This is a genomic window from Hungatella sp. (genome assembly GCF_046966825.1).
The window spans coordinates 21,492-47,573 of record NZ_JBKVCZ010000028.1; the positions used below are offsets into that span (position 1 = coordinate 21,492).

The 26,082-nt window shown below is 50.7% G+C and carries 22 protein-coding genes; 15 read left to right on the forward strand and 7 right to left on the reverse strand.

What is annotated here, in order from left to right:
* The first annotated feature begins 28 nt into the window (after positions 1–28).
* From ACLTD4_RS11255 to ACLTD4_RS11270, 4 genes are all read left to right on the forward strand, one after another.
* Entirely contained in the window at positions 29–289 is a 261-nt protein-coding gene (locus ACLTD4_RS11255; RefSeq protein WP_147335869.1) for an Imm7 family immunity protein, read from the forward strand.
* 300 nt (positions 290–589) lie between these two features.
* Positions 590–1,657: a TRAP transporter substrate-binding protein gene (locus tag ACLTD4_RS11260; RefSeq protein WP_412331315.1), complete on the forward strand. Its 1,068-nt coding sequence runs from the start codon at positions 590–592 to the stop codon at positions 1,655–1,657.
* Between the two features lie 11 nt (positions 1,658–1,668).
* Positions 1,669–2,199: a TRAP transporter small permease gene (locus ACLTD4_RS11265; protein ID WP_055657798.1), complete on the forward strand. Its 531-nt coding sequence runs from the start codon at positions 1,669–1,671 to the stop codon at positions 2,197–2,199.
* A gap of 3 nt (positions 2,200–2,202) precedes the next feature.
* Positions 2,203–3,507: a TRAP transporter large permease gene (locus ACLTD4_RS11270; protein ID WP_055657797.1), complete on the forward strand. Its 1,305-nt coding sequence runs from the start codon at positions 2,203–2,205 to the stop codon at positions 3,505–3,507.
* Positions 3,508–3,548: 41 nt separating this feature from the next.
* Here the strand turns inward: ACLTD4_RS11270 and ACLTD4_RS11275 are convergent, their stop codons facing one another.
* Positions 3,549–3,758, reverse strand: a complete 210-nt coding sequence (locus ACLTD4_RS11275) for a hypothetical protein (RefSeq protein ID WP_055657795.1) — start codon at positions 3,756–3,758, stop codon at positions 3,549–3,551.
* 499 nt (positions 3,759–4,257) lie between these two features.
* On the opposite strand from ACLTD4_RS11275, the gene ACLTD4_RS11280 reads away from it, so the two are divergent.
* The 4 genes from ACLTD4_RS11280 to ACLTD4_RS11295 all read left to right on the forward strand — a co-directional run bounded on the left by ACLTD4_RS11280 (position 4,258) and on the right by ACLTD4_RS11295 (position 11,171).
* Positions 4,258–4,971, forward strand: coding sequence for a response regulator transcription factor (locus tag ACLTD4_RS11280; RefSeq protein ID WP_002601919.1), 714 nt, complete (start codon positions 4,258–4,260; stop codon positions 4,969–4,971).
* Complete coding sequence (locus tag ACLTD4_RS11285) at positions 4,943–7,345, forward strand: sensor histidine kinase (RefSeq protein WP_412331316.1); 2,403 nt, start codon at positions 4,943–4,945, stop codon at positions 7,343–7,345. Before ACLTD4_RS11280 ends, ACLTD4_RS11285 begins: the two co-directional genes overlap by 29 nt.
* A gap of 247 nt (positions 7,346–7,592) precedes the next feature.
* On the forward strand, positions 7,593–8,732 hold the full coding sequence (nagA, locus tag ACLTD4_RS11290; RefSeq protein WP_117621214.1) for an N-acetylglucosamine-6-phosphate deacetylase: 1,140 nt from the start codon (positions 7,593–7,595) through the stop codon (positions 8,730–8,732).
* Positions 8,733–8,939: 207 nt separating this feature from the next.
* On the forward strand, positions 8,940–11,171 hold the full coding sequence (locus ACLTD4_RS11295; protein ID WP_117621199.1) for a YARHG domain-containing protein: 2,232 nt from the start codon (positions 8,940–8,942) through the stop codon (positions 11,169–11,171).
* Between the two features lie 311 nt (positions 11,172–11,482).
* Here ACLTD4_RS11295 and phoU read toward each other — a convergent pair whose 3' ends face one another.
* From phoU to ACLTD4_RS11325, 6 genes are all read right to left on the reverse strand, one after another.
* Positions 11,483–12,145 (reverse strand): phosphate signaling complex protein PhoU, encoded by a 663-nt coding sequence (phoU, locus tag ACLTD4_RS11300; protein WP_002601915.1) that lies wholly within the window; start codon positions 12,143–12,145, stop codon positions 11,483–11,485.
* Between the two features lie 46 nt (positions 12,146–12,191).
* A complete protein-coding gene (gene pstB / locus ACLTD4_RS11305; protein ID WP_117621198.1) occupies positions 12,192–12,956 on the reverse strand; it encodes a phosphate ABC transporter ATP-binding protein PstB in 765 nt (254 codons plus the stop codon).
* Positions 12,956–13,861 (reverse strand): phosphate ABC transporter permease PstA, encoded by a 906-nt coding sequence (gene pstA, locus ACLTD4_RS11310; protein WP_002601913.1) that lies wholly within the window; start codon positions 13,859–13,861, stop codon positions 12,956–12,958. The genes pstB and pstA overlap by 1 nt, the downstream gene beginning before the upstream one ends.
* Positions 13,854–14,789, reverse strand: coding sequence for a phosphate ABC transporter permease subunit PstC (pstC, locus tag ACLTD4_RS11315; protein ID WP_002601912.1), 936 nt, complete (start codon positions 14,787–14,789; stop codon positions 13,854–13,856). Before pstC ends, pstA begins: the two co-directional genes overlap by 8 nt.
* A gap of 95 nt (positions 14,790–14,884) precedes the next feature.
* Positions 14,885–15,817 carry a phosphate ABC transporter substrate-binding protein gene (locus tag ACLTD4_RS11320; protein ID WP_002601911.1) on the reverse strand — a complete coding sequence of 311 codons (933 nt, stop codon included), beginning with the start codon at positions 15,815–15,817 and terminating at the stop codon, positions 14,885–14,887.
* A gap of 438 nt (positions 15,818–16,255) precedes the next feature.
* On the reverse strand, positions 16,256–17,677 hold the full coding sequence (locus ACLTD4_RS11325; RefSeq protein WP_055657785.1) for a uracil-xanthine permease family protein: 1,422 nt from the start codon (positions 17,675–17,677) through the stop codon (positions 16,256–16,258).
* A 190-nt stretch (positions 17,678–17,867) separates the two neighbouring features.
* Between ACLTD4_RS11325 and ACLTD4_RS11330 the strand changes: the two genes are divergently transcribed.
* The 7 genes from ACLTD4_RS11330 (at position 17,868) to ACLTD4_RS11360 (ending at position 25,986) form a co-directional block, all read left to right on the forward strand.
* Positions 17,868–18,539, forward strand: coding sequence for a transcriptional regulator (locus ACLTD4_RS11330; protein WP_242353198.1), 672 nt, complete (start codon positions 17,868–17,870; stop codon positions 18,537–18,539).
* Positions 18,540–18,750: 211 nt separating this feature from the next.
* Complete coding sequence (locus ACLTD4_RS11335; RefSeq protein WP_117621197.1) at positions 18,751–20,028, forward strand: serine dehydratase subunit alpha family protein; 1,278 nt, start codon at positions 18,751–18,753, stop codon at positions 20,026–20,028.
* 16 nt (positions 20,029–20,044) lie between these two features.
* Positions 20,045–21,376: a cation:dicarboxylate symporter family transporter gene (locus ACLTD4_RS11340; protein WP_117621196.1), complete on the forward strand. Its 1,332-nt coding sequence runs from the start codon at positions 20,045–20,047 to the stop codon at positions 21,374–21,376.
* Positions 21,373–22,713, forward strand: coding sequence for a CoA-disulfide reductase (locus ACLTD4_RS11345; protein WP_055657778.1), 1,341 nt, complete (start codon positions 21,373–21,375; stop codon positions 22,711–22,713). The genes ACLTD4_RS11340 and ACLTD4_RS11345 overlap by 4 nt, the downstream gene beginning before the upstream one ends.
* Positions 22,714–22,746: 33 nt before the next feature.
* Positions 22,747–24,318: an AbgT family transporter gene (locus ACLTD4_RS11350; RefSeq protein WP_055657776.1), complete on the forward strand. Its 1,572-nt coding sequence runs from the start codon at positions 22,747–22,749 to the stop codon at positions 24,316–24,318.
* 21 nt (positions 24,319–24,339) lie between these two features.
* Positions 24,340–25,416: a M24 family metallopeptidase gene (locus tag ACLTD4_RS11355; protein WP_117621195.1), complete on the forward strand. Its 1,077-nt coding sequence runs from the start codon at positions 24,340–24,342 to the stop codon at positions 25,414–25,416.
* Positions 25,417–25,584: 168 nt separating this feature from the next.
* On the forward strand, positions 25,585–25,986 hold the full coding sequence (locus tag ACLTD4_RS11360) for a DUF2809 domain-containing protein (RefSeq protein WP_117621194.1): 402 nt from the start codon (positions 25,585–25,587) through the stop codon (positions 25,984–25,986).
* Positions 25,987–26,082: the final 96 nt, after the last annotated feature.

Genomic DNA, 26,082 nt, shown 5'->3' on the forward strand with positions numbered 1-26,082 from the left:
GAAGTATCATTGATTGAAGCCGGGAGCCATGGACGGAGAGTGGTATCTTGAGGTGACGCTGTTTGCCAACCATCACAACCCGGAGGTGGAAGAATTGTTTGAGTTCCTTACCTATGCGGCCGCGAAGGCGCCGGGCAGTTATGGCATGTTCTATATGCATGACGATGAAGACCGAACAGGCATGGAAAATGAATTTCAGGTTTTTGTGATAGCGAGAGGAAAAATCCGCAGGGAAAAGGATCCGTTTCTATCACCATTCATACCTGCGGTGGAAGACGCCGAGGCGTGAGAAAAAACAGAGGTCAGAGAAAACACAGGTCATAGGAAAAAACGATTCAAGTTAAGTTCTTATAGCGGACCGGAATCAGCAGAGTGATTTCCGGTCCGTTTTTGGTATGCAGAAATGATTCTGACCGATATGTGGCGCGGTTTGTAAAACGCCGGAAGTTAGCCGGGCAGGTGGAAAATATTAATATCAGAACCGTTCTTATGACAAGATTTTACTTTTTAAGTTAAGGTCATGTTAAGCATTGCCGTAACGTATTTTCAAACGTTTTTTAATATGGTATGTTTCTTGCGGAACCTGCTGATGAGGCAGTTTGCCAGTGTAAAAAAACAGGAGGGATTTATCAATGAAGAGTTGAAAAAGTTACTGGCTCTTGTATGTTGCGCAGCGCTTACGTGTCTGGCGGTGACCGGATGCGCGGGAAATCAGGAAAAGAGGACGATCAGAATCGGTCACAACCAGTCTACCAATCACCCCACTCATATTGCGCTCACGGCTTTTCAGGATTACATCAATGATAAGCTGGGCGACAAGTATGTGGTGGAGGTTTATCCCAGCGAGCTTTTGGGATCCCAGACCGACATGGTACAGCTGACACAGACGGGAGCGATTGATTTCTGCGTGGCCAGCAATGCCATTTTAGAAACATTCAGCAAGAATTATGAGATCTTTAATCTGCCGTATCTGTTTGCGAGTCCGGAGGCGTATCACCACGTGATGGATGATCCGGAAGTGACGGGACCAATCTATGAATCCACAAAAAAAGCAGGATTTACTGCGGTGACGTGGCTGGATGCGGGAACGAGAAATTTTTACACCATTGACAGACCGATCGAGAGTCCTGCGGATTTGAGGGGATTAAAAATCCGCGTGCAGCAGTCGCCTACCAACATCGAGATGATGAAGCTGCTGGGCGGCTCCGCGACGCCTATGGGATTCGGAGATGTCTACACGGCGCTTCAGTCGGGAATTATCGATGGGGCGGAGAATAACGAGATGGCTTTAACGGATAACGGACACGGCGATGTTTGTAAATATTACTCCTACGATATGCACCAGATGGTGCCGGACATTCTGATCGGCAATAACGCTTTTATGGAAAGCTTGTCCGACGAAGACCGGGCAGTATTCGAGGAAGGTTTTAAGCTGGTAAATCAGGTTGAGCAGGAGGAATGGGTAAAGGCTGTGGCCAATGCCAAGGACCGCGCGCAAAACGAGCAGAATGTGAATTTCATCTATCCGGATCAGAAACCATTTGTGGAGGCGTGTCTGCCGCTTCACGACACCGTGCTGAAAAACAACCCGGCATTGCAGCCGATCTATGATGCGATCCAGATGTATAATGCAGAGTATCCTGCGGAAACGAATTAGGGGGAAACGAGATGAAGCAGTTAAGAAAACAATTGACAAAACTATTAAACGGCCTTGCGGGCATCAGTTTTCTGGCTATGGTTATCCTGACCTGCTGGCAGGTATTTACAAGATATATCCTGAAAAATCCTTCCACATGGTCGGAAGAGCTGGTCTCCTACTTATTTGCCTGGATGTCCCTGCTGGGAGCCAGTCTGATCACGAGTGAGAGGGGCCATATGAATATCCCCGTCGTGGTGGAGCGCATGCCGCAGGCGATGAAGAAGGGATTTTCCATTTTTGCTGAGATCGTGGCGTTCGTATTTTCAGCGGTAATCCTGGTGTACGGCGGTATGCAGATCACCAGCCTTGCCATGGGGCAGATGACCTCCTCTCTGGGTGTGGCCATTGGTATCTTCTACATTGTACTCCCTTTAAGCGGAGTTCTTAACATGATTTATACTGCTATGAACATCTACGATATCGTAAAGGGAAACATTCCTGTGCTGCCGACCAGCGAGGAAGATACCCTGGTAGAAAATCTGGAAAAGGGGGAAGCATAAGCTATGGCAATCCAATCTTTAGCAATTATTATTTTCGTTCTGGCGGTATTCCTGGTTGCAGGAGTTCCGATCTCCTATGCGATCGGTATTTCCGCGCTGGCGGCGATCCTTCAGATGGTGAGTCTGGATGTATCCGTGCTGACCGCGGCGCAGAGAACCTTTGTGGGTATGAGTAAATTCAGTCTGACCGCGATTCCGTTTTTCGTCCTGGCGGGCAACCTGATGAATCAGGGGGGAATTGCCAAGCGGCTGGTGGATTTTGTGCTGGCAATCCTGGGAAAACTGCCCGGAGCTCTTCTGGTGACCAATGTCGGCGCCAACGCCCTGTTCGGAGCCATCTCCGGTTCCGCATCGGCAGCGGCTGCAGCGGTTGGAAGCATGGTGCAGGAGGGCGAGGACAAACAGGGCTATGAGCGCGCGGTGTGTGCGGCTACCAACGGTGCTTCCGCTCCCTCGGGACTTTTGATCCCGCCGTCAAACGCGCTTATCACATATTCGCTGGTTTCAGGCGGAACCTCTGTGGCGGCCCTGTTCCTGGCGGGCTACATACCAGGAATTCTATGGGCGGTGTGCTGTGTTGTTGTGGCAGTTATCATTGCACGGAAAAAAGGATATAAGGGAACTCCGGGGAAATTTGACTGGAAGAACCTGGGTGCGGCTACCTTAAAAGCTATCCCGGCGCTTTCCCTGATTGTCGTGGTTATCGGAGGCATTATCGCAGGCGTGTTCACCGCGACGGAAGGCTCGGCCATCGCCGTTGTCTATGCGCTGGTGCTGGGCATCTGCTACCGCAATATTACATGGAAGAGCTTCTGGAAGATTCTGGTGGACAGCGCAAAGATGAGCGGTATGATCGTATTCCTCATCGGCGTATCGAATATTCTCGGATGGGTTATGGCATTTACTCAGATTCCCCAGGCGATTTCCGCAGGACTTCTGGGCCTTACCAACAGCCCGATTATCATCCTGCTGATTATGAATGTGATCCTGCTGATCGCAGGTACCTTTATGGATGTAACTCCGGCAATCCTGATCTTTACGCCGCTGTTTCTTCCGATTGTCAAGACCTTTGGCATGCATCCGGTTCATTTCGGGCTGATCCTGGTCTATAACCTCTGTATCGGAAATATTACACCGCCTGTAGGTAATACGCTGTTTGTGGCGATTAAGGTTGGAAAGACGTCACTTGCCAGGGTTATGCCTTATATGGTCATGTATTATGCCTCTATCCTGGTGGGCCTTGTGCTGGTAACGTATATTCCTGCTGTCAGCATGGCGCTTCCGACGATGGCTGGGCTGGTCAAATAACAAGATGTAAAATATGGTTTTATGCAGTAAGAAACCGTCTGTCACAGTGCTGGTGTGACAGGCGGTTTCTTTTGATTCCGTGTCCGGTTATCCGGCGGCAGTGTTAATCCTTGAAACCGTGTATAGAGCGCCGCCGAAAATGCCGCGAGAAACAGCAGAAGACAGCCGGTTATGAACCATTTGAATTTTGCTGCCTGCCCGCGCATACGGTTTACTTCTTCTTTTACATCAGGAAGAAGACTTACCGTCATGTCAGGAGCTGCCAGATCTTTTGGCGAAATCTGAAAGAGCTCCGCCAGATGGATGAGACGTTCTTAATTCCTGTATTTTTTCTGCCAGTGACATGTGGAATCCCTCCATTTCCCTTTGAAGCACTCTTTGATACTTCTGAGTGTAACAGAAATGATAAAAAAACACTACCAACTATCTGTCAACCGGCATATTTTTCCTGCGCGACCAGAGGCTGCAAGCGGTTTAAGGGGCTGCGGACATTTTTAAATAAAAGATTTAGAATTTCTTTCGTTTTACACGTCGTTCATTTTAAGATTGCCCATATATCCTAGTATTGCAGGCAGGAAGGGAAGATAAATGCATGTTTGTGGCATAATACAGAGATGCAGACAGTGTTCTTTCATGCAGTACCAATCATGATAAAACGTCAGGCGGGTCTTTTAGGAATCCGGCGTTCATGGTATACTATTGTTTGAATCTGTATGAACCATAAAATATCCGAAAGCGAGGAGAGATACCATGGAAACAAATCACATTCTGCTGGTAGAAGATGATAAGGAGATTAGAGAAGGAGTCGAGATTTATTTAAAGAGCCAGGGCTATGAAGTATTCCAGGCGGCCGATGGAATCGAGGGCCTTAAGATTCTGGATCAGGAAGAAATACATCTGGCTATCGTGGATGTGATGATGCCGAGAATGGATGGCATTACCATGACTGTCAAGCTGAGAGAAAAATACGACTTTCCGGTTATTATCCTTTCCGCGAAGACGGAGGAGGTCGATAAGATCATGGGACTGAATATCGGTGCCGACGACTATATATCGAAACCATTTACTCCGATGGAGCTGCTTGCAAGAGTTAATTCCCAGCTGAGACGGTACAGAAAGTATCTGGATATGCTGGAGGCAAAGGAACAGAAGGAAAAGAGCAACATTTATATCATCGGCGGACTGGAGCTGAACGAGGATACCGTGGAAGTTACGGTGGACGAAAAGCCGGCAAAGCTGACGCCGATCGAATTTAAGATTCTCGCTCTCCTGATGAAGAATCCAGGAAGGGTCTTCTCCGCGGAAGAGATATACGAACGCGTCTGGAATGAGCGGGCGATCAACACGGACACCATTATGGTACACGTGAGAAAAATCAGGGAAAAAATTGAGATTAACCCGAAGGAACCCAAATATTTAAAGGTGGTGTGGGGAGTTGGATATAAAATTGAAAAACAGGCATAGAATCAGTGCGCTGCTGTCCTTTCTTATTGTAGTGGCGGCGGCTGTTATCATGACGGGATTGTACCCGTTTTTTGAAAAAGAGGCGGGACGCCATGAGCAGCCCGCATATGAAGACCAGGCGTTTTTACGCCACCTCGTCTTTGGCAACTACGTGCTGGATTTAGAACAGTATCAGTATGCAAATGGTGTGGTGATTTCGCCGTTCGAGCATTTCTTCCCGGAAGGCGCCTATGAGCTGAAAAACGGAAGTCTGGACGGATACGCAGAACAGACGGCTGCGGCGGAGGAAGGTGCAGGGAATCCGGGAGATGAAACGGCACCGGCACCGGAGGCGGACAGTCAGATTCCGAAGGACGAGACGCAGGCGGTGGGAGAGGATACCACATCTTTTCTGGAAGATGAGTATTATGGGAACCCCACAGACGAGGAAGAAAGCTATATGGCCGAGGAGCGGCAGGAATACTTACGCAATCTCCGCCAGAACTGTATGATGGAGTATGAGAGCTGGAACCGGTATTTCGGAAGCATCAGGAATGCCATCGATTTTCAGGTACTGGACGAAAACGGAAGCATTCTCATGAATTACGCAAAGGACAGGAACATCTTAACCGATGACAGCTATGTGTTCCGGGTTGTGATGCATTACGATGGGCATGGCCGCATGGATGTGATGCAGCTGGGCGGGCAGGATACCTCGTATCTGCTGAACATTCTCCAGAAGTTCGGGGAAGTCGATCCCATGGAAGAGTACTACTGGGAACAGTACAGCAGTAAACCGCAGTTTAAACTGTCAAATCCGAAGAATATTACCTTTGCCTACGCCATGACGGAACAGCAGCTGGCGGAGTATTCTCTGGCCAGAAGCTCATCCTGGGGTTCCTATTATAACTCCGGAAGAGTCGCTCAGGTATTTGCAGGACTGGGAATCTTTGTGGCATTAGCCGCATTCCTGTTATCCTGCTTCGATGTGACGCGGGCAGATGACAGCAAGGTGCTGCGTGCGCCGCTGGGGATCGTCCTCGGTGTTGGTGCGGGAGGAATAGGCTTCGGCTACAGTCTGACCAGCCTGGTGGCTGTGACGAACCATGGAAGCCTGTATTTCGGTCTGATCCGTGCGAATTTCCTGCCGAAGGCAGCGGATATAATGGTGAAGCTGTGGAATGTGTTCTGGTGGTGTATCCCGTTTGCGATCATTTACTGGGCTGTTCTGTGTATGAGAGATGTGTTCCACATCGGATTCAAGCGCTACATCAGGGAAAGAACCTTATGCGGGCTGTTCTATGGCTGGTGCGCAGGACTCTGCCGCAGATTTTACAACTTCCTGGGAAGTATCAATCTGCAGGATAACTCGGACAGGACGATCTTTAAGATCGTGGGTGTGAACTTCATTATTCTGACGGTATTATGCAGCTTGTGGTTCTTTGGAATTGGGGCGCTGATCATCTATTCGATCGTGCTGTTCCTGGTGCTGCGCAAATACTACCGGGATTTAACCCGGAAATACAGAATCCTGTTAAAGGCAACTAATCAGATCGCTGAAGGAAATTTAGATGTGACGATTTCGGAAGATCTCGGTGTGTTTGAACCGTTTAAGACGGAGATCCAGAAGATTCAGAGCGGCTTTAAGGTGGCTGTGGATGAAGAAGTTAAGAGCCAGAAGATGAAGACGGATCTGATCACCAACATGTCCCATGACTTAAAGACGCCGCTGACGGCAATTATTACTTATGTAAACCTGTTAAAGGATGACAATGCGGTACCGGAACAGAGAAAAGCTTATATTGATGTGCTGGAACAGAAGTCCATGCGGCTGAAATCCCTGATCGAGGATCTGTTTGAAATCAGCAAGGCCAACAGCAATAATGTGACGCTCAATCTGGTGGATGTGGATATTGTAAGCCTGTTAAAAGAGGTGAGTCTGGAGCTGAGCGATAAGATTGAGGAGTCTACCATTGATTTTCGGTGGAATCTGCCGGACGAGAAGATCGTCCTGCCGCTGGACAGTCAGAAGACGTACCGGATCTTTGACAATCTTCTGACCAATATCATGAAATACGGCATGCCGAATACCAGAGCGTATATTGATATGAAACGGGACGACGGCGGAGTGGTCATCACCATGAAGAACGTGTCGGCCAACGAGCTTACCTTTAATCCGGAAGAGATAACGGAACGTTTCGTCCGCGGCGACCAGTCGCGCAACACGGAAGGCTCCGGCCTGGGTATGGCAATCGCCAAGAGTTTCGTGGAGCTGCAGAATGGGAAGATGAATGTAGAGGTAGAGGCGGATTTATTCCGCATTATAATTCGGTGGCCGGTGGAGCAAAATCCGGTTGAGGAAGACAAAGACGAAGAAGATGGAGGTGTAATATAAGTAAGGATATGAGAAGAATGTAAGAAGACACATAAAAAGACACATAAAAAGACGCATAAAAAGAGTCTTTGAGCACGCGGTCCGGCACCCGGGAAGAGAATTTCCGGTAGCTGGGCCGCATTTTTTATTTCTAATTTAATTTTGAAAATTATTTTCAAAATGGTCTTGAAATAGAGATGGGAACTGGTTATACTAAGGATAGCCGGACAGATGACTGCCGGCGATAAGAAAGAGAGGGTGTATGGTCATGATAATACAAAGTAAAAAGGTCTGGATCGCAGGCCAGTTTATACCAGCTCAGCTCGAGGTCGCAGAAGGAAAGATCACTGCTGTCCGCGAATATGGCGAAAGATCCGTGGATCAGGATTATGGAACCAAAAGGATTGTTCCAGGGTTTATCGATGTGCATACCCATGGAGCTTATGGATATGATACCAATGACGGAGAGCCGGAGGGCTTACGAAACTGGATGAAACATATACCGGAGGAAGGAGTGACCTCCATTCTTCCAACTACGGTAACACAGATGCCGGATGTCCTGGAGAAGGCTGTGGCTAATGTGGCCTCGGTCGTAGAAGAGGGCTATGAGGGCACGGAGATTCTGGGAATTCATTTTGAAGGACCGTATCTCGACATGGATTATAAGGGAGCCCAGCCGCCGGAGGCGATTGCACAGGCGGCCGTTGACCAGTTCCGGAGGTATCAGGAGGCTGCGAAAGGGCTGATTAAATACATTACGCTGGCGCCGGAGCATGACGTGGATTTTGCTCTGACAAAATACTGTAAGGAGAACGGAGTCGTGGTCAGCATGGGCCATTCCTCTGCAACCTACGAGCAGGCGCTGATGGGCATAGCCAATGGCGCTACCTCCATGACGCATGTATACAACGGCATGACACCTTACCATCACAGGAAGCCGGGCCTTGTGGGAACCGCATTCCGGGTAAGAGATATCTACGGAGAGATTATCTGTGACGGCTGCCATTCCCATCTGGCCGCGCTGAACAATTACTTTACGGCAAAGGGCCGCGATTTCGTTATCATGGTGACGGATTCCCTGCGTGCAAAGCACTGCCCTCCGGGCGGAAGCTATCAGCTGGGCGGTCACGATATCGAGATCAGTGAGAGTGGACTTGCCTATTTAAAGGGCACCGATACGATCGCAGGAAGCACGCTGTACATGAACCGCGGTCTCCGCATTCTGGTTGAGGACGCGCTTCTTCCGTTTGATCAGGCCCTTAATTCCTGTACCATCAATCCGGCCAGATGTCTCGGTGTGGATGACAGGAAGGGAAAACTGGTGGCTGGTTATGACGCCGATTTCGTCGTGCTGGAAGACAATTACGATGTGGCACAGACGTACTGCAGGGGAACTGCGATGCTGTAATAGAATGAGATAAGATTGTAAGAAGAGAGGCTGCGGTATTTCAGGATACCGCGGCCTCTTTTTCACTCGTCACGCGGCGAAGGAAAGGTTTACTTGTGATATTTCTTACAAATTCCAGAACATTCTGCAAAATCATGACGGTAAAATGACTTTATGGTATGATGGAGAAAAGCAGGGAAATGATAGTTTACGCGAACGAGGTGTGATATGAAGAAAAAAGTTCATTTGCTGCCCGTGGCACTGGCTTTCCTCATTGGTTTGGGAACTGTGGGCTGCGGCAGTAAGCAGGAACCGGCCGGGACGGCCCCGGAGACGGTGACGTCCGGTGTCAGTGAAGAGGAAAGTACGAAACAGGAGACGGAGAGCCAGACCGCCGAAGAGGTCCCAGCCTATCCGGTAGGGAGCTGGGACGATGATTATATTCTTCCGGATGCACAGACTCATATCTATACGCAGGAGGAGCTTCAAGCCCTCACCAGGGAAGAACTCCGCATTGCCAGGAATGAGATCTACGCAAGGCACGGACGCAAGTTTAAGAGTGATGATCTGAGTACGTATTTTTCAGGAAAATCGTGGTATCAGCCATCTGTCGAGGCGGACGCCTTCGATGACCGCGTACTGAATGAGTCGGAAACCGGCAATCTGGCCGCGGTAAAGGAGGCCGAAGAGAATGCCCCCTCGGCGATGGTGACGTGTCCAAAGATGGGAAGAGAGGAATTTCCGAAGATCGACGGTTCCACCGCGACGATTCCACTGTCACAGGCCATTTTCCGCCTGGCAACGGGAGCAACGGAGCAGGAGGCGGAACGCTTTATCCGGCATGACAAGACAACCCAGGCGTATTTAAATCTGATCTGGGGGGAGGAAACGGATCTCGTCATCGCCTATGAGCCTGGCGAGAGCGTGAAGAAACGGCCGAAGGAAGAGCGCGACAATCTGATTATCAAACCGGTCGGCCGGGACGCGCTGGTCTTTATGGCGAATCAGGGGAATCCTGTAAAATCCCTGACCGGGCGGCAGGTGATCGATATCTATTCCGGTAAAATTAAAAACTGGAAGGCGGTGGGAGGCAGCAGCCAGACCATACGGGCGTTTCAGAGGCCTGAGAACTCCGGCAGCCAGAATCTTATGGAGAAGCTGGTGATGAAGGGAACCGCCATGGCGGAAGCGCCGCAGGACTATGTGGTTTCAGAGATGGGAGAGCTGATCGAAAAGGTCTCTGCCTACGATAATACGGGAGAAGCCCTCGGTTATTCCGTATACTACTATGCAAAAAACATGTATCAGAAGCCGGAACTGAAGTTTATGGCGGTCGACGGCGTGATGCCCTCCAGCGATACCATACGGGATGGAAGCTATCCCTATGTCAGCGATTTTTATGCAGCAGTCCGGAAGGATGAACCGAAGGACTCAAACGCATACCGCCTCTTTGAATGGCTCACGTCGGATGACGGTCAGGCGCTGATCAATACTCTGGGCTACGTGGGTATCCGGGACGTGAAGAAGCCGCTTCCCCAGGGATTTGAAGGGGAGGGCGAGGTATTTAAGGCGGAGATTCCTCTTTCAAAGGGTGAAGCCATACTTGCAGATGGGGATTACCTTTACGGCGAAAATGGAATTGCTGTGTTCGACCGCTCCATGAATCTGTTGAAATTTATCCGTCATGTGGATAATCAGGCGGTTTCTCCGTTTATGGTGTGGGACGGCCGCAGCCTGCTCACCATGCAGGATACTCTGACCAGCAATTACGGCCTCTATTCTATTGCAGAGGAACGCTGGGTCTGTGAACCGGTGTACAGCGATATCTTCATCACAAAAGATGGTTATGGGCTGGAACACGCGGTATGGGTAGAGTCGGGCGTATCAGGGGAATGGCATTATACTTACGACTATGCGGATAAAAATGGAACAATCACAGAAAAAGGCGTGCCGTCGGATGAGAAAATATGGGAAGGAGAGGGCTGTGAGGAGCTCTACTACGATGTGAAGGAGTTCATGGAGCACAATCCGGAGATTGCGATGAAATTGGAAGTGACTTCGGACGCGGTCTCCATATTTGGCACTGAATTCCAGGAAAATATAGCCGTGATCGAGAAAGGCAGCCGCAACTATTATTATGATATGAGGGGAAAATGTCTCTTCGAGTTCGATAAGAGTAAGCTGCCCGGCGGTAAGGAGATTATGATGTTTCCGATTCTTGTGAACGATCATATGGCCTATTTATCTGTCAATGATTCGGGAGGAACATCGATCTCCAGCGATTACATATACCGTGATGGCGTTTTGGTGAAGACGCTGGAATCCGACAGTGCGTCCGGGACTGTCTCGACTATCGAGGAATGCTTCTATACCCGGACGTCCGGCAATTATCTTTATGTATACAATTATCAGGATGAATTGTGTGCGAAATTCCTTATGGGATACTATACCAGCGACTGACGGCAGACCGGGCAAGCGTTTTTTCGCCCAGTCTGGCCAGCAGGAATGCTTTCAAGTGCTGGTGCTCCGGCAGGAGAATGCGATAATATTTTTGATACTCCATCTGGTACAGGGTCTCCTCCGGCTTCTCCATATTTATTATGATTTAAATATGTCAGAGGAAGAGATGGTCGACTGGTTAACTGAAAACATCAGTACACCATGGAGATAATTGTGAAATTGCATCATCTGTTATGTAAAACAAATTAAAGGTGCCGCTAGTGGCTTTAAAATTATTGAAAGCCACTAGCGGCACCTTCTTCCAATCCACCCTACAGAATCCGAACGTTCTTCAAAGCGCCGGTCTTCGCAAATTCCGTCCATTCGCAGACATTAACGGCGTGATCGCCGATGCGTTCTAAGTATTTTGCGATCATCAGAAGATCGATGCACTGGTCGGCGTGCTCGGCGGACTGCTTCAGGAGATCGATTACATCGTTTTTTACCTTGGTAAACAGTTCATCCACGATATCGTCCTGCTTTTCGATGGTCTTAGCGGCGGTGATGTCCTGGGAGATGAAGGCGTCTATGGCGCTTCGCACCATCTCGCGGGCGGCCATGGCCATTCCCGGAATGTGGCGTACCACATGGTAGATGTGCTCCCCACGGATGCGCAGGATAAGTTCCGCGATATCGGAGGCGTGGTCACCGATTCGTTCTAAGTCCGTGACCACCTTTAAAGCGCTGGATACGACCCGCAGATCGCCGGCCACCGGCTGCTGGCGGAGAATCAGGGAGAGGCATCGGGCCTCAATGGAGCGCTCTAAATCATTGATGGTGCGGTCGCCCCGGATAATTCCCTCCGCTTTTTCGAAATCCTGGTCCTCAAATGCGATAAAACACTGTTCGATCGAAGACTCCACCATGTATCCCATCTGCTTGATGTCATCGTTTAACAGCGTCAGCTCGTGGTCATAATTGATTCTTGTCGTCATTTTAAGTAAATCCTTTCTGAATTAAGTTTACATAAGTTAAACCGGATCAGCCGAAGCGTCCGGTGATATAGTCCTCGGTTCTGGAATCCTTTGGAGAGGAGAACAGCTCCGTGGTGGGAGCGTATTCTACCACCTCGCCAACCAGGAAAAATGCGGTATAATCGGCGATACGGGTGGCCTGCTGCATGTTATGGGTCACGATCGCCACCGTGTACTTGCTCTTCAGCTCATCCATCAGATCCTCAATTTTCAGCGTGGAAATAGGATCGAGGGCGGAGGTCGGTTCGTCCATCAGAAGTACCTCCGGCTCCACGGCCAGGGCTCTGGCGATACAGAGACGCTGCTGCTGGCCGCCGGATAAGCCGAGAGCGGATTTCTTCAAACGGTCAGACACCTCATCCCAGAGGGCCGCGCCCTTTAAACTCTTTTCCACGATATCATCCAGCTCCGATTTGCTGTGAATTCCATGGATTCTGGGACCGTAGGCCACGTTGTCGTAAATACTCATGGGAAATGGGTTCGGCTGCTGGAATACCATGCCTACCTTTTTGCGGAGAAGGGTGGTATCGACTCTCTGGTCGTAGATATTTTCGTTGTCCAGCAGAACCTCGCCTTCGATCTTCACATAGGGCACAAGATCGTTCATACGGTTTAAAGTCTTTAAAAATGTGGACTTTCCGCAGCCGGAGGGGCCGATGAAGGCGGTAATCTTATTGGTATACAGCTCCATGGAGACGTTTTTTAAGGCGTGATTGGTGCCGTAATATAAGTCCAGGCTGTCAGTTGCTATTTTTACTGTACTGGTATTCACTATTCTCTAACCTCCGTGTTGAATTTGTGGGATAAATATTTGGCAAGGCCGTTGATGGCGAGGACGATGAGGAGCAAAACCACCGCAATGCCGAAGGCCTGGTCGTATTTGGCTTTCTGCATGGAAAGGTAGAGCTGGATCGTCAGTGTACCGCCGGATTCAAAGATTTTTCCGAAAAAGTCCTTTGCCAGTAAGTAGCCGCTTCCCGCGGTGAACAGGAGGGCGGCGGATTCGCCCACGATACGGCCGATGGCCAGAATGACGCCGGTCACGATGCCGGGCATGGCGCTGGGGAGCAGGATGGTGCGGATCATATACCATTTGGTGGCGCCGATTCCCAGTGCGCCGGAGCGGTAGCTGTCGGGAACTGTCTTAAGCGCTTCCTGCGTGGTTCTGGTGATCAGCGGCAGGACCATGATGGAGAGCGTCAGGGCTCCGGTTAAAATGGAATAGCCTAAACCCAGTGTCGTACCGAAGAATACGTAGCCAAACAGGCCGAAAATGATAGAGGGGATACCGGAGAGCGTCTCCGTGGTGAATTCGATGAGGCGGACGGCACGGCCTCCCTTTGCGTATTCATTTAAGTAAATGGCGGCTCCCACACCCAGTGGGGTGGCGATGAGCAGCGTGATTACGACGATATACAAGGTATTGACGATATTTCCCAGGATTCCGAAGGTGCCCTTTATCGTGCTGGGAACAGTGCTTAGGAATTCCCAGTTGATCTGTGAGATTCCACGAAAGAACACGTATCCCATGATACCGACCAGAATCAGGATGGATATGGATGCACTCAGATAGATCAAAAACGTGAGTATGGAGTCAGAAACCCGCGTCTGCCTGCGGCAGATGCTGTTTTTGATGACGGTATCCTTGTGAAGAGGAACTGCGATTTCGTTAGTCATGCTGTACATCTCCTTTCTTTAACAGCCTGGTCAGAGAAATATTGATGATCATTATAAAAGCGAACAGGACGAGGCCGATGGTGAAGAGCACCTGTTTGTGAAGGCCCGCCGAGTAGGACATTTCCGAAACAATTGCCGTCGTCAGAAAACGGACGGAGTTGAAGGGAAGGGGGAAATTAACCGAACTTCCCGATACGAGGCTGATCGCCATGGCTTCACCGATGGCGCGGCCGGTGCCGAGTACGATGGCAGTAATAATGCCTGATTTCGCCGCAGGGAGCACGACCTGGAAGATGGTCTGAATCTTTGTGGCGCCAAGGGCCAGGGAGGCGCTTCGCAGCTCTCTGGGAACAGAGCGGAGAGCGGATTCACTGATGTTGATGACTGTGGGGAGAATCATCAGGGCCAGAACCAGGACGGCGGAGATCAAATTGGCGCCTCCCGTGAACTGGTGTGTCGTGGAGCCCTCGAAAATCTTAAGTTCCAGCTTATACATGAGCGGATTCAGGATCAGAATTCCCAGAAGGCCGTAGATGACGGAGGGGATTCCGGCCAGCAGTTCCACCGCCGGACGAACGATTCCCGCCAGCTTTGGCGGCGCCACTTCAGCGAGGAAAACGGCCGTCATAACACCGATGGGAACTCCGATTAAAATGGCGAGAGCGGTTCCGGCAATGGAAGTCAGGATAACATAGAGGATACCGAAGGCGGGGACTGCGGCTTCCGGTTTCCAGACGGTGCCGAACAGGATATCGACGATTCCCACTTTAAAGAGAGCGGGAGTACCGCTGATGATCATGTAAATCGTGATGGAAGCGACCGCCAGGACGGCAAAGAAACCACAGACGGTAAAGATAATCTGCGCCGCATGTTCCACCGCGGATTTGCTGCCGCGTCCGGCAAAGATGGAGTAAGATTTCGGGTGCATAAGATGGCTCCTTTCATATATGCGGATAAAAGGAACGTAGTGTCTGATCGCCTTCTACGTCCCTTTTTATGATGTCTGATTCAGCCGTCAGGCTTTTAGTTTGTTGGGATTAAACCAACGGATTTCACTAATTCGGTGCCTTCATCGGAGTAGATGTAGTCAAATAATGCTTTTACCAGGTCGTTCTGTTCGGAGATTTCTCCTTTGGTTGCCATAACGAACGGGCGGCTTAAGAAGTAGGCGCCGGCCTTGATATTATCCGCAGTGGCCTCTGTGCCGTCCAGCTTTAAGGTCTTAACCGTGTCGTCCAGAACGTCTAAGGAAACGTATCCGATGGAGCCTGGTGTGGAAGCAACCTTTGCCATAACTGCGCCGGTGCTGTCTAACTCATTGCTGTATTTGCAGGCGTCAGCGACATCGAGGATTTCCTCAAAAGCACTTCTTGTACCGGAACCGGACTCGCGGCCGATGACTACGATCGGCTGGTCTGCACCGCCTGCGTCTTTCCAGTTGGTGATTGTACCGTTATAGATGGAGGTCAGCTGATCCTTTGTCAAGTCTTCCACGGCATTGGCCGGATCGACAACGACTGCAATGCCGTCGATGGCTACGATGTTTTCGGCGATGCCGTTGGCTTTCTCTTCGTCCTTTAAATCACGGGAAGAGTTGCCGATATCTGCGGAGCCGTTATTCACTGCTTCCACTCCGGCGCCGGAGCCGACGAATTCGGCCTGAACCGTTACGTTCGGATACTTTTCCATGAAGATCTCGCTGAGCGCGGTTGCAAATTTTTCCATGGAGGTGGAACCTACCATGCTGATGGAACCCTTTAAGTCTGCGGAAGCCGCAGGAGCCGCGGTGGTTGTCTCAGCGGAGGAAGTACCTGCTGTGGTCGCCTCAGCCTCTGACTGTGCGGTGGTTGGCGCCGCGGTTGACTCGCTTGTATTGCTGCCGCAGCCAGCCAGGGCTCCCATTGTTAAAACTGCCATTCCGGCAAGTGCAAGTGTTTTTACCATGTTCTTTTTCATAATTGCCTCTCCTCTTTTTCTGATATGATATCTTACATTTATTTTTATCTTACATTTGGAGTATACTAAGGAATGGAAGCAGAAGATATCAGGATTTAGTATAGGTTTTGTAAAAGATGTGTAAAGTCGCCGGATTAGAAGCACTTATGAAAATATTAAAGAGTTTTTCATACTTTTTAGAAAGGCTTTAGGCATACAACAAATTTTGGACACATTTGCCGTGTATGATAGGTATCAGAAAGCCCGAGAGGGATTGAACATAGAAGAAGCCATGGTCATAAAGAAAAGCGCGCTTGATGTGACCGGCTTCGCCAAATTATTACGAACAGTTTACATAGATGAAAATGCCGCATGCAGTACCGAGAGGGGTTCTGCATGCGGCATTTATCGTGTTTCAATGTTCTTTTATGGCAGCAGGCCGTCAATGGCTTCCTGTTTTTATTTTTTTGCCGTCTTTTCTGCGGCAGATTCCCTTGGCAGGCATACATTTAAGATGATTGCCACCAGCGCAGCCGGCACGATACCGGATCCGCCGAAGATTAAGCGCACCGGTTCCGGCAGGTATGTAAGGGCAGCTGCATTAGAGCCAAGACCGTATCCGAGACCGAGAGCTACGGATACGATGGTAATGCTTCTGGTATTGACCTCTTCCTTGGTGATCAACTGGATACCGCTGACTACGATGGAGGCAAACATCATGACAGCCGCTCCGCCGAGAACGCTCTGAGGCATGATGGAGACGATGGCTGCCAGCTTCGGGAATAAACCACAGGCGATTAAGAATACGCCGCCGGTTGCGATGGCAAACCGGTTGACGATCTTCGTCATGCCGACCAGACCTACGTTCTGGCTGAAGGAGGTATTGGGAAGCACACCGAAAAGGGCCGCAAAGGAAGAACCAAGGCCATCACACATAACGCCGCCGGACAGTTCTTTATCTGTGGCTTCACGCCCCATACCGCCTTCTGTAATACCGGAGATGTCACCTACAGTCTCAACTGCCGTTACGATGAACATGATTCCAATCGGGATTATGGCGCGGGCGTCAAATACCAGCTTTACAGGCATCAGCTTCGGGATGGAAAACCAGCTGGCTTCGGCAACCTTATTCCAGTTTAAAACCCAGGATTTCGTCATCTCTGCCGCAGCTCCGGTAGCCGGATCTGTGAAGGTAAAGGTGTTGGGAAGAATGAAGCCCATGACTGCCGCCACCACGTAACCAATGATAATACCAATTAATATAGAAGATACACTTGCAAAGCCCTTGCAAAAATGCTTTAACAGTACGATACTCAGGAGGACTACAAAGCCCAGAAATAAGTTCTCCAGAGAACCGTAATCCTTAGAACTGCTGCCGCCGCCGAAGGATCCGATACCGACGCTGATTAAGGAAAGACCGATGGAGAGAACGACCGTACCGGTAACAACGGATGGGAAGAAGCGGCGCAGAGGTTTTAAGAAAAAACCCAGCACTGTCTCAAATAATCCGCCGAGTAATGATGCGCCGAGTATGGCACCGTAAGCTGCGACGCCACCGCCCATGACACCGGCCACACTTTGGCATACGCCGATAAAACCGGAGCTGGTACCCATGACAATGGGAAGCTTGCCGCCCACAGGACCGATGGAGAAGAGCTGAACCAGTGTGACGATACCGGCTACCAGCATGGCGTTCTGAAGAATTGCCACCTGTTCCGCAGAGCCGGCTGTGATTCCGCACGCACCTGCGATTAAAAGAATTGGTGTTAAGTTTCCTGCGAACATGGCCAGAACGTGCTGAAGGCCCAGCGGGAATGCTGTTTTAAGCGGCAGTTTTCCGTCCAGTTCGTAGGGTGATGAGTAATTTGTTTTCTGTTTCATATCATTGCCCCCTTTAGAATAATAATGTTTCCATGAGAACTATACATAAAATGACAGAATTTGTCAACAAATCGCAATAAATTATAAAATTTAGTGAATTTAACAGCAGAGCGTGGCGGCAGAATCGGTTGCGGAACGGTTTTTCCTCTGTTATAATGAAAATGAGTGTTGAACGATGCGGAAAGGAATTATGGAATTGGACATACTGGATTATTATAAAAAGCTGGTTGATTTTCTGGGAGAGGTTCTGGGAAAGAATGCAGAGGTCGTACTGAGAGACTGCCGCAAACCGGACCATGATATTATCGCGATCGCCAATGGACATGTCAGCGGCCGTACGATTGGAGCACCTATTACCGATTTTACACTGTCCATATTGGCGAATGAAGAGTGGAAAGAAAGAGATTATGTAGTAAACTATGAAGGCAAAGCGGCTCCAGATAAAAGGCTGCGTTCTTCGACGTATTTTATCCGGGAGGAAGGGAAGCTGGTAGGGCAGCTCTGTGTCAATATTGACATGACGCCGTATGAGCAGGTAATGGATAGTATCCGCCAGCTGAGCGGTATGGAGCTGATGAGCGACGGCGGCAAGTCGGGAATCATCTGTTCCGGCCCTGTCGAAAATTTCTCCGAAGATGTAATGGGAGATATGATGAAAAAAGCTGTGATTACCGTGGTGGGGTCCAGTGAAGCAAAGGTCAGGGAGCGTCTGACGCAGAATGAGAAGATTGAGATTATCGGCGAACTGAACCGCGCGGGACTGTTCCAGTTAAAGGGCGCGGTGGGGGCGGTCGCGGAGTATTTATACTGCTCGGAGGCGAGTGTATACCGCTATCAGTCAAAGATTCAGAGAAAAGCGTAAGAATAGAGGCATAAGTACAATTCATATGAAACAGAAGAGAGGTCCGGAAGACAATAGTCCGGGTCTCTTTTTTTGTGCAGAGGAATAAAATGATAGATAAATTATTATTACGATAAAAAAAAGTTATTAAAAATGTTGACATATCAGATAGAATAAGATAAAATTTTTATATAAATTTATAAAAAATACATAAACTAATCGGAGGGAAATCATGGAACGTACCGGAATTCAATATTCGACCTATGTACAGATTCTAAAAGAGGAACTCGTGCCTGCCATGGGGTGTACGGAGCCGATTGCTCTGGCCTATTGCGCGGCGAAAGCCAGAGAGGTGCTGGGCTGCCTTCCAGAACGCTGCGTGGTGGAAGCCAGCGGCAATATAGTGAAAAATGTAAAGAGTGTCATTGTCCCCAACACAGGCGGCTTAAAGGGCATTGAAGCCGCGGCGGCGGCCGGCATTGCAGCCGGGGATGCGTCCAGAATTCTGGAAGTTATCGCAGGTGTGACGGAGGAACAGAAGGCAGAGATAAAAGCGTATTTACAGAATGCGGAGATATCTGTGAGGCCGCTGGAGACGGACGAAATCCTCGATATGGCAGTGACGGTATCCGGCGGCGGTTCCTGCGTGAAAGTGCGGATTGCCGGGTATCATACGAATATTGTGCTGATCGAGAAAGATGGAGAGGTCCTTTACAAAGTGGGAGCCGTGGCTGCCAGGGAGGCGCAGATGGCGGACCGGAGCCTCTTAAATGTAGAAGATATCTACGATTTTGCCAAAACGGTGGATTTGGAGGACGTGAGAGACGTTATAGGGCGCCAGATTGCCTATAACAGCGCGATCTCGGAGGACGGCCTTCAGAACGACTGGGGCGCCAATATCGGCAGTGTCCTGTTGAAGGCCTACGGTGACGATATCCGCGTCCGGGCAAGGGCTGCGGCTGCGGCCGGATCGGACGCCCGTATGAGCGGATGCGAGCTTCCTGTTATTATCAATTCCGGAAGCGGGAATCAGGGTATGACCGCATCCCTGCCCGTGATTGAGTATGCGAAAGAACTGGGCTCCAGCGAGGAAGAACTCTACCGCGCTCTTGTGCTCTCGAATTTAATCACGATCCACCAGAAGACGGGAATCGGCCGTCTGTCCGCCTACTGCGGAGCGGTCAGCGCGGGATGCGGGGCCGGATGCGGAATCGCCTTCCTGCTGGGGGCCGATTATAAGACCATCGCCCACACCCTCGTCAACGGCCTTGCCATCGTGTCGGGCATTATCTGCGACGGCGCCAAGCCGTCCTGTGCGGGTAAGATCGCGGCCGCGGTGGACGCCGGAATCATGGGATACTATATGTATATCAATGGTCAGCAGTTTAAAGGCGGCGACGGCATCGTGTCCAAGGGAGTGGAAAATACCATCACTAATGTGGGCCGTCTCGGAAAAGATGGAATGAGAGAGACCGATAAGGAAATAATCCGTATTATGACGGAATGCTGACAGAAAGGAACCATTCATGAATATAATAGAGTTTTTAGGATTAACGAGGGTGGAGAGCCTGGCGGGAGTGATCGTGTTTTTCGGTCTGCTGTTCGGAATCAGCCGCCTGCCGAAGAAAAAGTTTACATTTGCGGCCCGTGTGCTGATCGGAACAGGGATTGGAACTGTATACGGGCTGATCGTATGGGGATTGTCCGGCCGCGCAGGAGTATATGCCGCGGATCTGGGCCGCTGGTTTTCCCTGGTGGGGAACGGATATGTTTCCTTGTTTCAGCTTTTGATCGCTCCGTCCATCTTTGTCGCAGGGGTACGCCTTGTTATCCACACGCCTCTTGTAAAGACAGAGACGCCGCTAATAAAATGGAAGAAATGGGTTAATACGCTGATGCTTGCGGTCAGCGCCCTGATTGGGGCCTGCCTTGGCCTCTGCTTTAAGGTGGGCGCGGCGCCTGGAGCAGATACCGCAGTCTTTTCCTGGGAAATCGGGGAGGGACAGAAGATCACCGATTCGATTGCGCATCTGATTCCATCGGGAATCGGTTTCGATTTTCTTACCGGCAATGTGGTGGGAATCTTTGTGTTTGCCGTATTGATTGGCATTGCAGCCCGGAGAATGTCCGGTAAATATATGGATACGGTAAAGCCGTTTCTGGACGTTACAGATGCCGCTTTCTCTGTAATAACGAGTGTGTGCAAGGCCGTTATCGCCTACAAGCCCATGGGGGCGGCCGCTGTCATGGCGTCGTTTACGGCGGCGTATGGCCCGGCGTTTCTCCTTATGCTGGTGAAGATGCTGGCAGTTCTCTGTGCGGCCTCTCTGATCATGCTGGCGGTACAGCTGGTACTGTGCGCGGTTTCCGGTGTGAGCCCGACGGCATTTTTCCGGGCGGGAAAGGCGGCGATGAAAAAGGCGCTGGTTACCCGTTCCGGTTCCGCCTGCCTCCCCGATGCGCAGGAAGCGCTGACGGCCGGTCTGGGGCTTAAAAAGGAGATTACCGACGAGGTATCTGCCTACGCCATCTCTTCAGGAATGCAGGGATGCGGCGCCATGTTCCCGGCGATGGCAGCGGTATTTGCCGCAGGCTTAAGCGGACTTACCATGACACCGGCGCTGGTGTTCGGTCTGGTGATGGTTATCGTACTGGTTTCCTATGGGATTACCGGTGTTCCGGGTACGGCCACCATGGCGGAATTCGGAGCCGTGATGGGCAGCGGAATCACCGGCGCGGTGAACGGTCTCGGACCGATGATCGCCGTCGATCCCATCGGCGATGTGCCGAGAACACTCATCAATGTAACTGGCTGTATGACAAATGCGATTATCGTAGAAAGAAGGGTGAGAGAGTGAAAACAGTGATTATCGGCGGAGTTGCCGCCGGAATGTCGGCGGCCTCAAAGTTAAAAAGACTTCTGGGCGATGCGGTCGAGATCGTGGTTTATGAGAAGGGCGGAGAGGTATCCTTTGGCGCCTGCGGAATTCCGTTTTATATTTCCGATCATATCAAACAGGGGAAGGAACTGATCGCCAGGACGGCGGAAGAATTTGCGAAGAGCGGGATCCCGGTAAAAATCTACCATGAGGTGACGGCCGTGGATACGGACGCCAGGACCGTGACCGTGAAGAATCTGCAGACTGGAGAGGTGTTTGACGATACCTATGACAAGCTGGTGATCGGAAGCGGAGCGGGGGTGCGCCATTTTCCGCCGTTCGACCGTTCTTACACCAATTTATTCGAGATCCGCGACGTGGCGGATGGAACCAGGGTGAAACAGGCGTTATTGGATGAGAACCAGCGCCATGTGGTCATCGTCGGAGCCGGATTCATCGGGCTGGAGCTGTCCGAGGCGTGCAGACATTACGGCAAAGAGGTTACGGTCGTGGAGCTGGCTGAGCACGTGCTTCCGGCCTTTGACACCGAGATCAGCGAGGCGCTGGAAGCCGAGCTTGCAGAAAACGGCGTGACCGTGCGCGTGGGAACCATGGTGCAGAGTCTGGTCGAGGAAGACGGCCGCATCGTACGGGCCGTACTGCAGCGCGGGGAAGAGACCGAGGAGATCCCGGCGGATCTGGTGATCAACAGCGCGGGAATCGCACCGGCCACATCCTTTATCACCAATGTGGAGAAGGCCAGAAATGGGGCGATCTGCGTGAATGAGCGGATGGAGACGAGTATCCCGGACGTTTACGCGGCAGGCGACTGCAGCATCATGAAGTCCGCAGTCACCGGCGACTATCTGTATGCGCCTTTAGGAACCAATGCCAACAAACAGGGCAGAATCATCGGCGATATTTTAGGCGGTGTGCAGCCGAAGCCATTTAAGCTGATCGGAAGCTCGGCGCTGCGGCTGTTCGGCATCGATGCGGCCAAGGTCGGTTTATCCGAGAAGGAGGCGAAGGCAAGGGGGCTTCATTACAAGGCCCATATGATTACGGGCAACAGCTACGCTTCCTATTACGGCACGGAGAAGCTGAATATTAAGCTGATCTACGACGCCGATACGAGAAAGATCCTGGGGGCGGAGACGTACGGACAGGGAATCGTGGTTCCGAGGGCCAATTATTACGCCATCGCCATCTACGCCGGACTGACCGTGGATGAGATGGGATTTATGGATTTATGTTATTCCCCGCCGTTTTCCGGTGTGTGGGATGCCGCGCTGATCGCGTCAAATACTGCGAAATAGGCAGTAAATAATATAATGTATAAAGGAGAAAGTATGAAAAACACAACCAAGACAAAAAAACGTTCCTGGATCCTGCGCTTTCTGGATAAGATCGAAGTCGCAGGGAACAAACTCCCGACACCGCTCACCATATTCTTTTATCTGGCAGTGGCAGTAGTCATCGTCTCCGGTATCGGTTCAGCCCTTGGGTGGAGCGCCGCAGGCGAAATGTACAATTCAGGCAGCGGCACGGTGGAGGAGGCCACCGTATCCATCGTCAGCCTGTTCAGCGTTAAGGGACTTCAGTATATGCTGACCTCCGCGGTAACCAACTTTACCAGCTATGCGCCGCTGGGCTTTACCATCGTTATCATGCTGGGAATCGGAGTGGCGGAAAGCTCCGGCTATTTAAACGGCCTGATCCGCAAGGTGGTCAAGGTGACACCGGCCGCGCTGGTGACACCGATGGTCGTTTTTATCGGCGTTATGACAAACGTAGCGGAAAATGCCGGTTACGTTGTCTTTATCCCGTTGGCAGCCATGATTTTCAAGGCATACAAAAAGCATCCTCTGGCAGGTATCGCCGCCGGATTTGCAGGTGTATCCGGCGGCTTCTCCGCAAATTTACTGATCGGTTCCGCGGATGCCACCTTATCCGGTTTCTCCACTGCGGCGGCTCAGACTCTGGATCCATCCTATACGGTTACACCGCTGGGCAACTGGTTCTTTATGATTGTATCGACCATCCTGATTACCATTGTGGGAACCTATATCACCGAGCGTGTGATCATCCCGCGCCTTGGGCCGTATAAGGAAAATGGAGACGGAACTTTAATCGAGGCGTCCGACAGCATTTCCGCTAAGGAAGAGAAGGCATTGAAGGCTGCCAACTGGGTATTCGTAGGAATCGCGGTATTTTACATCATCTGCTGTATTCCGAAAAATTCCTTTATGAGAAACCCGGAGACCGGCAGCTTAATCGACGGTTCCACCCTGATGAACGCGATTATTCCGCTGTTCACCCTGCTGTTTTTTATTCCTTCCTTTGTATATGGAAAACTGTGCGGCACTTTCAAATCCGATAAGGATGTAGTTTCTTCCTTTAATAAGGCCATCGCTTCCATATCCGGTTTTGTGGCCATGGCGTTTGTAGCGGCCCAGTTTACCAATTACTTCAGCTATACCAATATTGGCCGTGTTCTGTCCTTCAAGGGCGCGGAACTGTTAAAGAGCTTAAATGTCAACTCCGTAGTTCTTGTGATCTGCTTTATCCTGGTTGCAGGCTTTGTGAATCTGTTTATGGCTTCCGCTTCCGCGAAATATGCGATCTTTGCCCCGGTATTCGTGCCGATGTTTATGAAGATGGGATTATCTCCGGAGCTGACCCAGGTGGCTTACCGGATCGGTGACAGCACTACCAATATCATCGCCCCGGTTATCGCATGGATTCCGTATATCCTGACAATTATGAAGAAATACGACAAGGATACCGGGTGGGGAACGCTGGTTTCCTCCATGCTTCCGTACTCTATGGCATTCTTATTCTTCTGGTCGCTGCTTTTAGCTGTCTGGATGATCATCGGTCTGCCGTTAGGACCAGGAGCGCCTGTATTCTACGGAGTTTAAGGGAACAAAGGAGGCAGGAATATGTTTGAAGAGAGAGTAGGCCGCGTCTTACATAATATGGAAGAGATGGGGCTGGAGCAGATGATCATCAGCGATCCGCCGTCGGTCTTTTATCTAACCGGTAGATGGATTCTGCCCAATGAACGTTTGCTGGCATTGTATTTAAATAAAAATGGAAACAATAAGCTGTTTATCAATAAACTGTTTACCGTGGACGGTGATATCGGAATCGAAAAGGTGTGGTTTTCCGATACGGACCCGGCCTGCCGGATGATCGCGGACTGTACAGACCATGAGAAGCCGCTGGGGATCGATAAGAAGATGGCGGCCAGATTCCTTCTGGAGCTGATGGAACTGGGAGCCGGTTCCTCCTATAAAAATGCCTCAGAATGCGTGGACGGAGCCCGCCGGATCAAGGACGGGGAAGAGAAAGAAAAGATGATTCTGGCCTCCCGGTTAAATGACGAGGCCATGGCCCGTTTCCGCGGTCTCATAAAGGAGGGCGTGACGGAGCTGGAGGTCGCTGCCGGAATGTGTGCAATCTACAAGGAGCTGGGGACAGAAGGCCCTTCCTTCGGCCCGCTGGTAAGCTTTGGGGCCAATGCGGCCATCGGCCATCATAAGCCGGATGGAACCGTTTTAAAAGACGGCGACTGCGTGCTCTTCGATGTGGGATGCAAGAAGAACAGCTACTGCTCCGACATGACCAGAACGTTTTTTTATAAGAGCGCCAGTGAAAAGGGCAGGGAAGTATACGAGATCGTCAAGAAGGCTAATTTAGCCGCACAGGCGGTCATGAAGCCGGGGATGAAGTTCTGTGAGATTGATAAGGTGGCAAGGGACATCATCACGGAGGCAGGGTACGGCCCGTATTTTACACACCGTCTCGGCCACTGCATCGGAATCGAGGTGCATGACGCAGGAGATGTCTCTTCTGCGAACCAGGACGTTGTGCAGGAGGGCATGATCTTTTCCTGTGAACCGGGAATCTATCTTCCGGGCGAGCTGGGGGTAAGGATCGAGGATCTGATGTTGATTACGGCGGACGGCGCCGTAAGCTTGAACCGGGATTCCAAGGAGATGGAGATCATCGGATGATGCTCCGGTTACAGAGAATGGAAAGAGGATAAAAATCATAGTACTGCAGCAGGAAAGTGACTGGCCGGAGACGGCCGGAGGCGTGGAACTGCTGCGGTATTCTTTTTATTGCAATCATGCGTGTTCTCCGCTATGATAGTACGTATAAAGAGGAAAGGGGCTTTCGCGATGAGGGAAATGACAGAGAGAGATAAGAAGCTGCGTCTGCTGTACGGAGCTGCGTTTCTGGTGCTGATGGCGGTGGAAACGCTGATTGCCCTGTATGTTCACGACAGAGTGGTACGGCCCTATGTGGGGGACATGCTGGTGGTTCTCGTAGTATACTGTTTCGTCAGAATATTTGTCCCGGTGAAGGTGCGGCGGATGCCGCTTTACGTATTTTTATTCGCGGCATGCGTGGAGGTGCTTCAGTATTTTGACCTTGTGACGCTGTTGGGACTATCCGGCAGCAGATTCGCCAGAATCGTGCTCGGTTCGGTGTTTGACGTGAAGGATCTGGCCTGTTATGCGGCCGGCTGCCTGCTTTTATGTGTCTGGGAGCGGGCGGTTCGAAGAAAAATATGCGAATAGACTGGACAGGAGCAGTAGATTTGTGGTAAATTGTCATGGCGCCGTTTTTTATATATGAGGCGAGGCGCAGGACTCTTTATTTAAAGCAGGAGGAAA

What these genes read in the sequence shown, in the direction of transcription:
- pstA (WP_002601913.1), bottom strand. Translation starts at nt 13,861, where the DNA reads ATGACTAACGAAATCGCAGTTCCTCTTCACAAGGATACCGTCATCAAA.
- ACLTD4_RS11360 (WP_117621194.1), top strand. Translation starts at nt 25,585, where the DNA reads ATGAGGGAAATGACAGAGAGAGATAAGAAGCTGCGTCTGCTGTACGGA.
- nagA (WP_117621214.1), top strand. Translation starts at nt 7,593, where the DNA reads ATGATAATACAAAGTAAAAAGGTCTGGATCGCAGGCCAGTTTATACCA.
- ACLTD4_RS11340 (WP_117621196.1), top strand. Translation starts at nt 20,045, where the DNA reads ATGAATATAATAGAGTTTTTAGGATTAACGAGGGTGGAGAGCCTGGCG.
- ACLTD4_RS11260 (WP_412331315.1), top strand. Translation starts at nt 590, where the DNA reads ATGAGGCAGTTTGCCAGTGTAAAAAAACAGGAGGGATTTATCAATGAA.
- pstC (WP_002601912.1), bottom strand. Translation starts at nt 14,789, where the DNA reads ATGCACCCGAAATCTTACTCCATCTTTGCCGGACGCGGCAGCAAATCC.
- ACLTD4_RS11265 (WP_055657798.1), top strand. Translation starts at nt 1,669, where the DNA reads ATGAAGCAGTTAAGAAAACAATTGACAAAACTATTAAACGGCCTTGCG.
- ACLTD4_RS11320 (WP_002601911.1), bottom strand. Translation starts at nt 15,817, where the DNA reads ATGAAAAAGAACATGGTAAAAACACTTGCACTTGCCGGAATGGCAGTT.
- ACLTD4_RS11280 (WP_002601919.1), top strand. Translation starts at nt 4,258, where the DNA reads ATGGAAACAAATCACATTCTGCTGGTAGAAGATGATAAGGAGATTAGA.
- ACLTD4_RS11335 (WP_117621197.1), top strand. Translation starts at nt 18,751, where the DNA reads ATGGAACGTACCGGAATTCAATATTCGACCTATGTACAGATTCTAAAA.
- ACLTD4_RS11255 (WP_147335869.1), top strand. Translation starts at nt 29, where the DNA reads ATGGACGGAGAGTGGTATCTTGAGGTGACGCTGTTTGCCAACCATCAC.
- ACLTD4_RS11325 (WP_055657785.1), bottom strand. Translation starts at nt 17,677, where the DNA reads ATGAAACAGAAAACAAATTACTCATCACCCTACGAACTGGACGGAAAA.
- phoU (WP_002601915.1), bottom strand. Translation starts at nt 12,145, where the DNA reads ATGACGACAAGAATCAATTATGACCACGAGCTGACGCTGTTAAACGAT.
- ACLTD4_RS11295 (WP_117621199.1), top strand. Translation starts at nt 8,940, where the DNA reads ATGAAGAAAAAAGTTCATTTGCTGCCCGTGGCACTGGCTTTCCTCATT.
- ACLTD4_RS11270 (WP_055657797.1), top strand. Translation starts at nt 2,203, where the DNA reads ATGGCAATCCAATCTTTAGCAATTATTATTTTCGTTCTGGCGGTATTC.
- ACLTD4_RS11350 (WP_055657776.1), top strand. Translation starts at nt 22,747, where the DNA reads ATGAAAAACACAACCAAGACAAAAAAACGTTCCTGGATCCTGCGCTTT.
- ACLTD4_RS11330 (WP_242353198.1), top strand. Translation starts at nt 17,868, where the DNA reads ATGGAATTGGACATACTGGATTATTATAAAAAGCTGGTTGATTTTCTG.
- ACLTD4_RS11275 (WP_055657795.1), bottom strand. Translation starts at nt 3,758, where the DNA reads ATGACGGTAAGTCTTCTTCCTGATGTAAAAGAAGAAGTAAACCGTATG.
- ACLTD4_RS11355 (WP_117621195.1), top strand. Translation starts at nt 24,340, where the DNA reads ATGTTTGAAGAGAGAGTAGGCCGCGTCTTACATAATATGGAAGAGATG.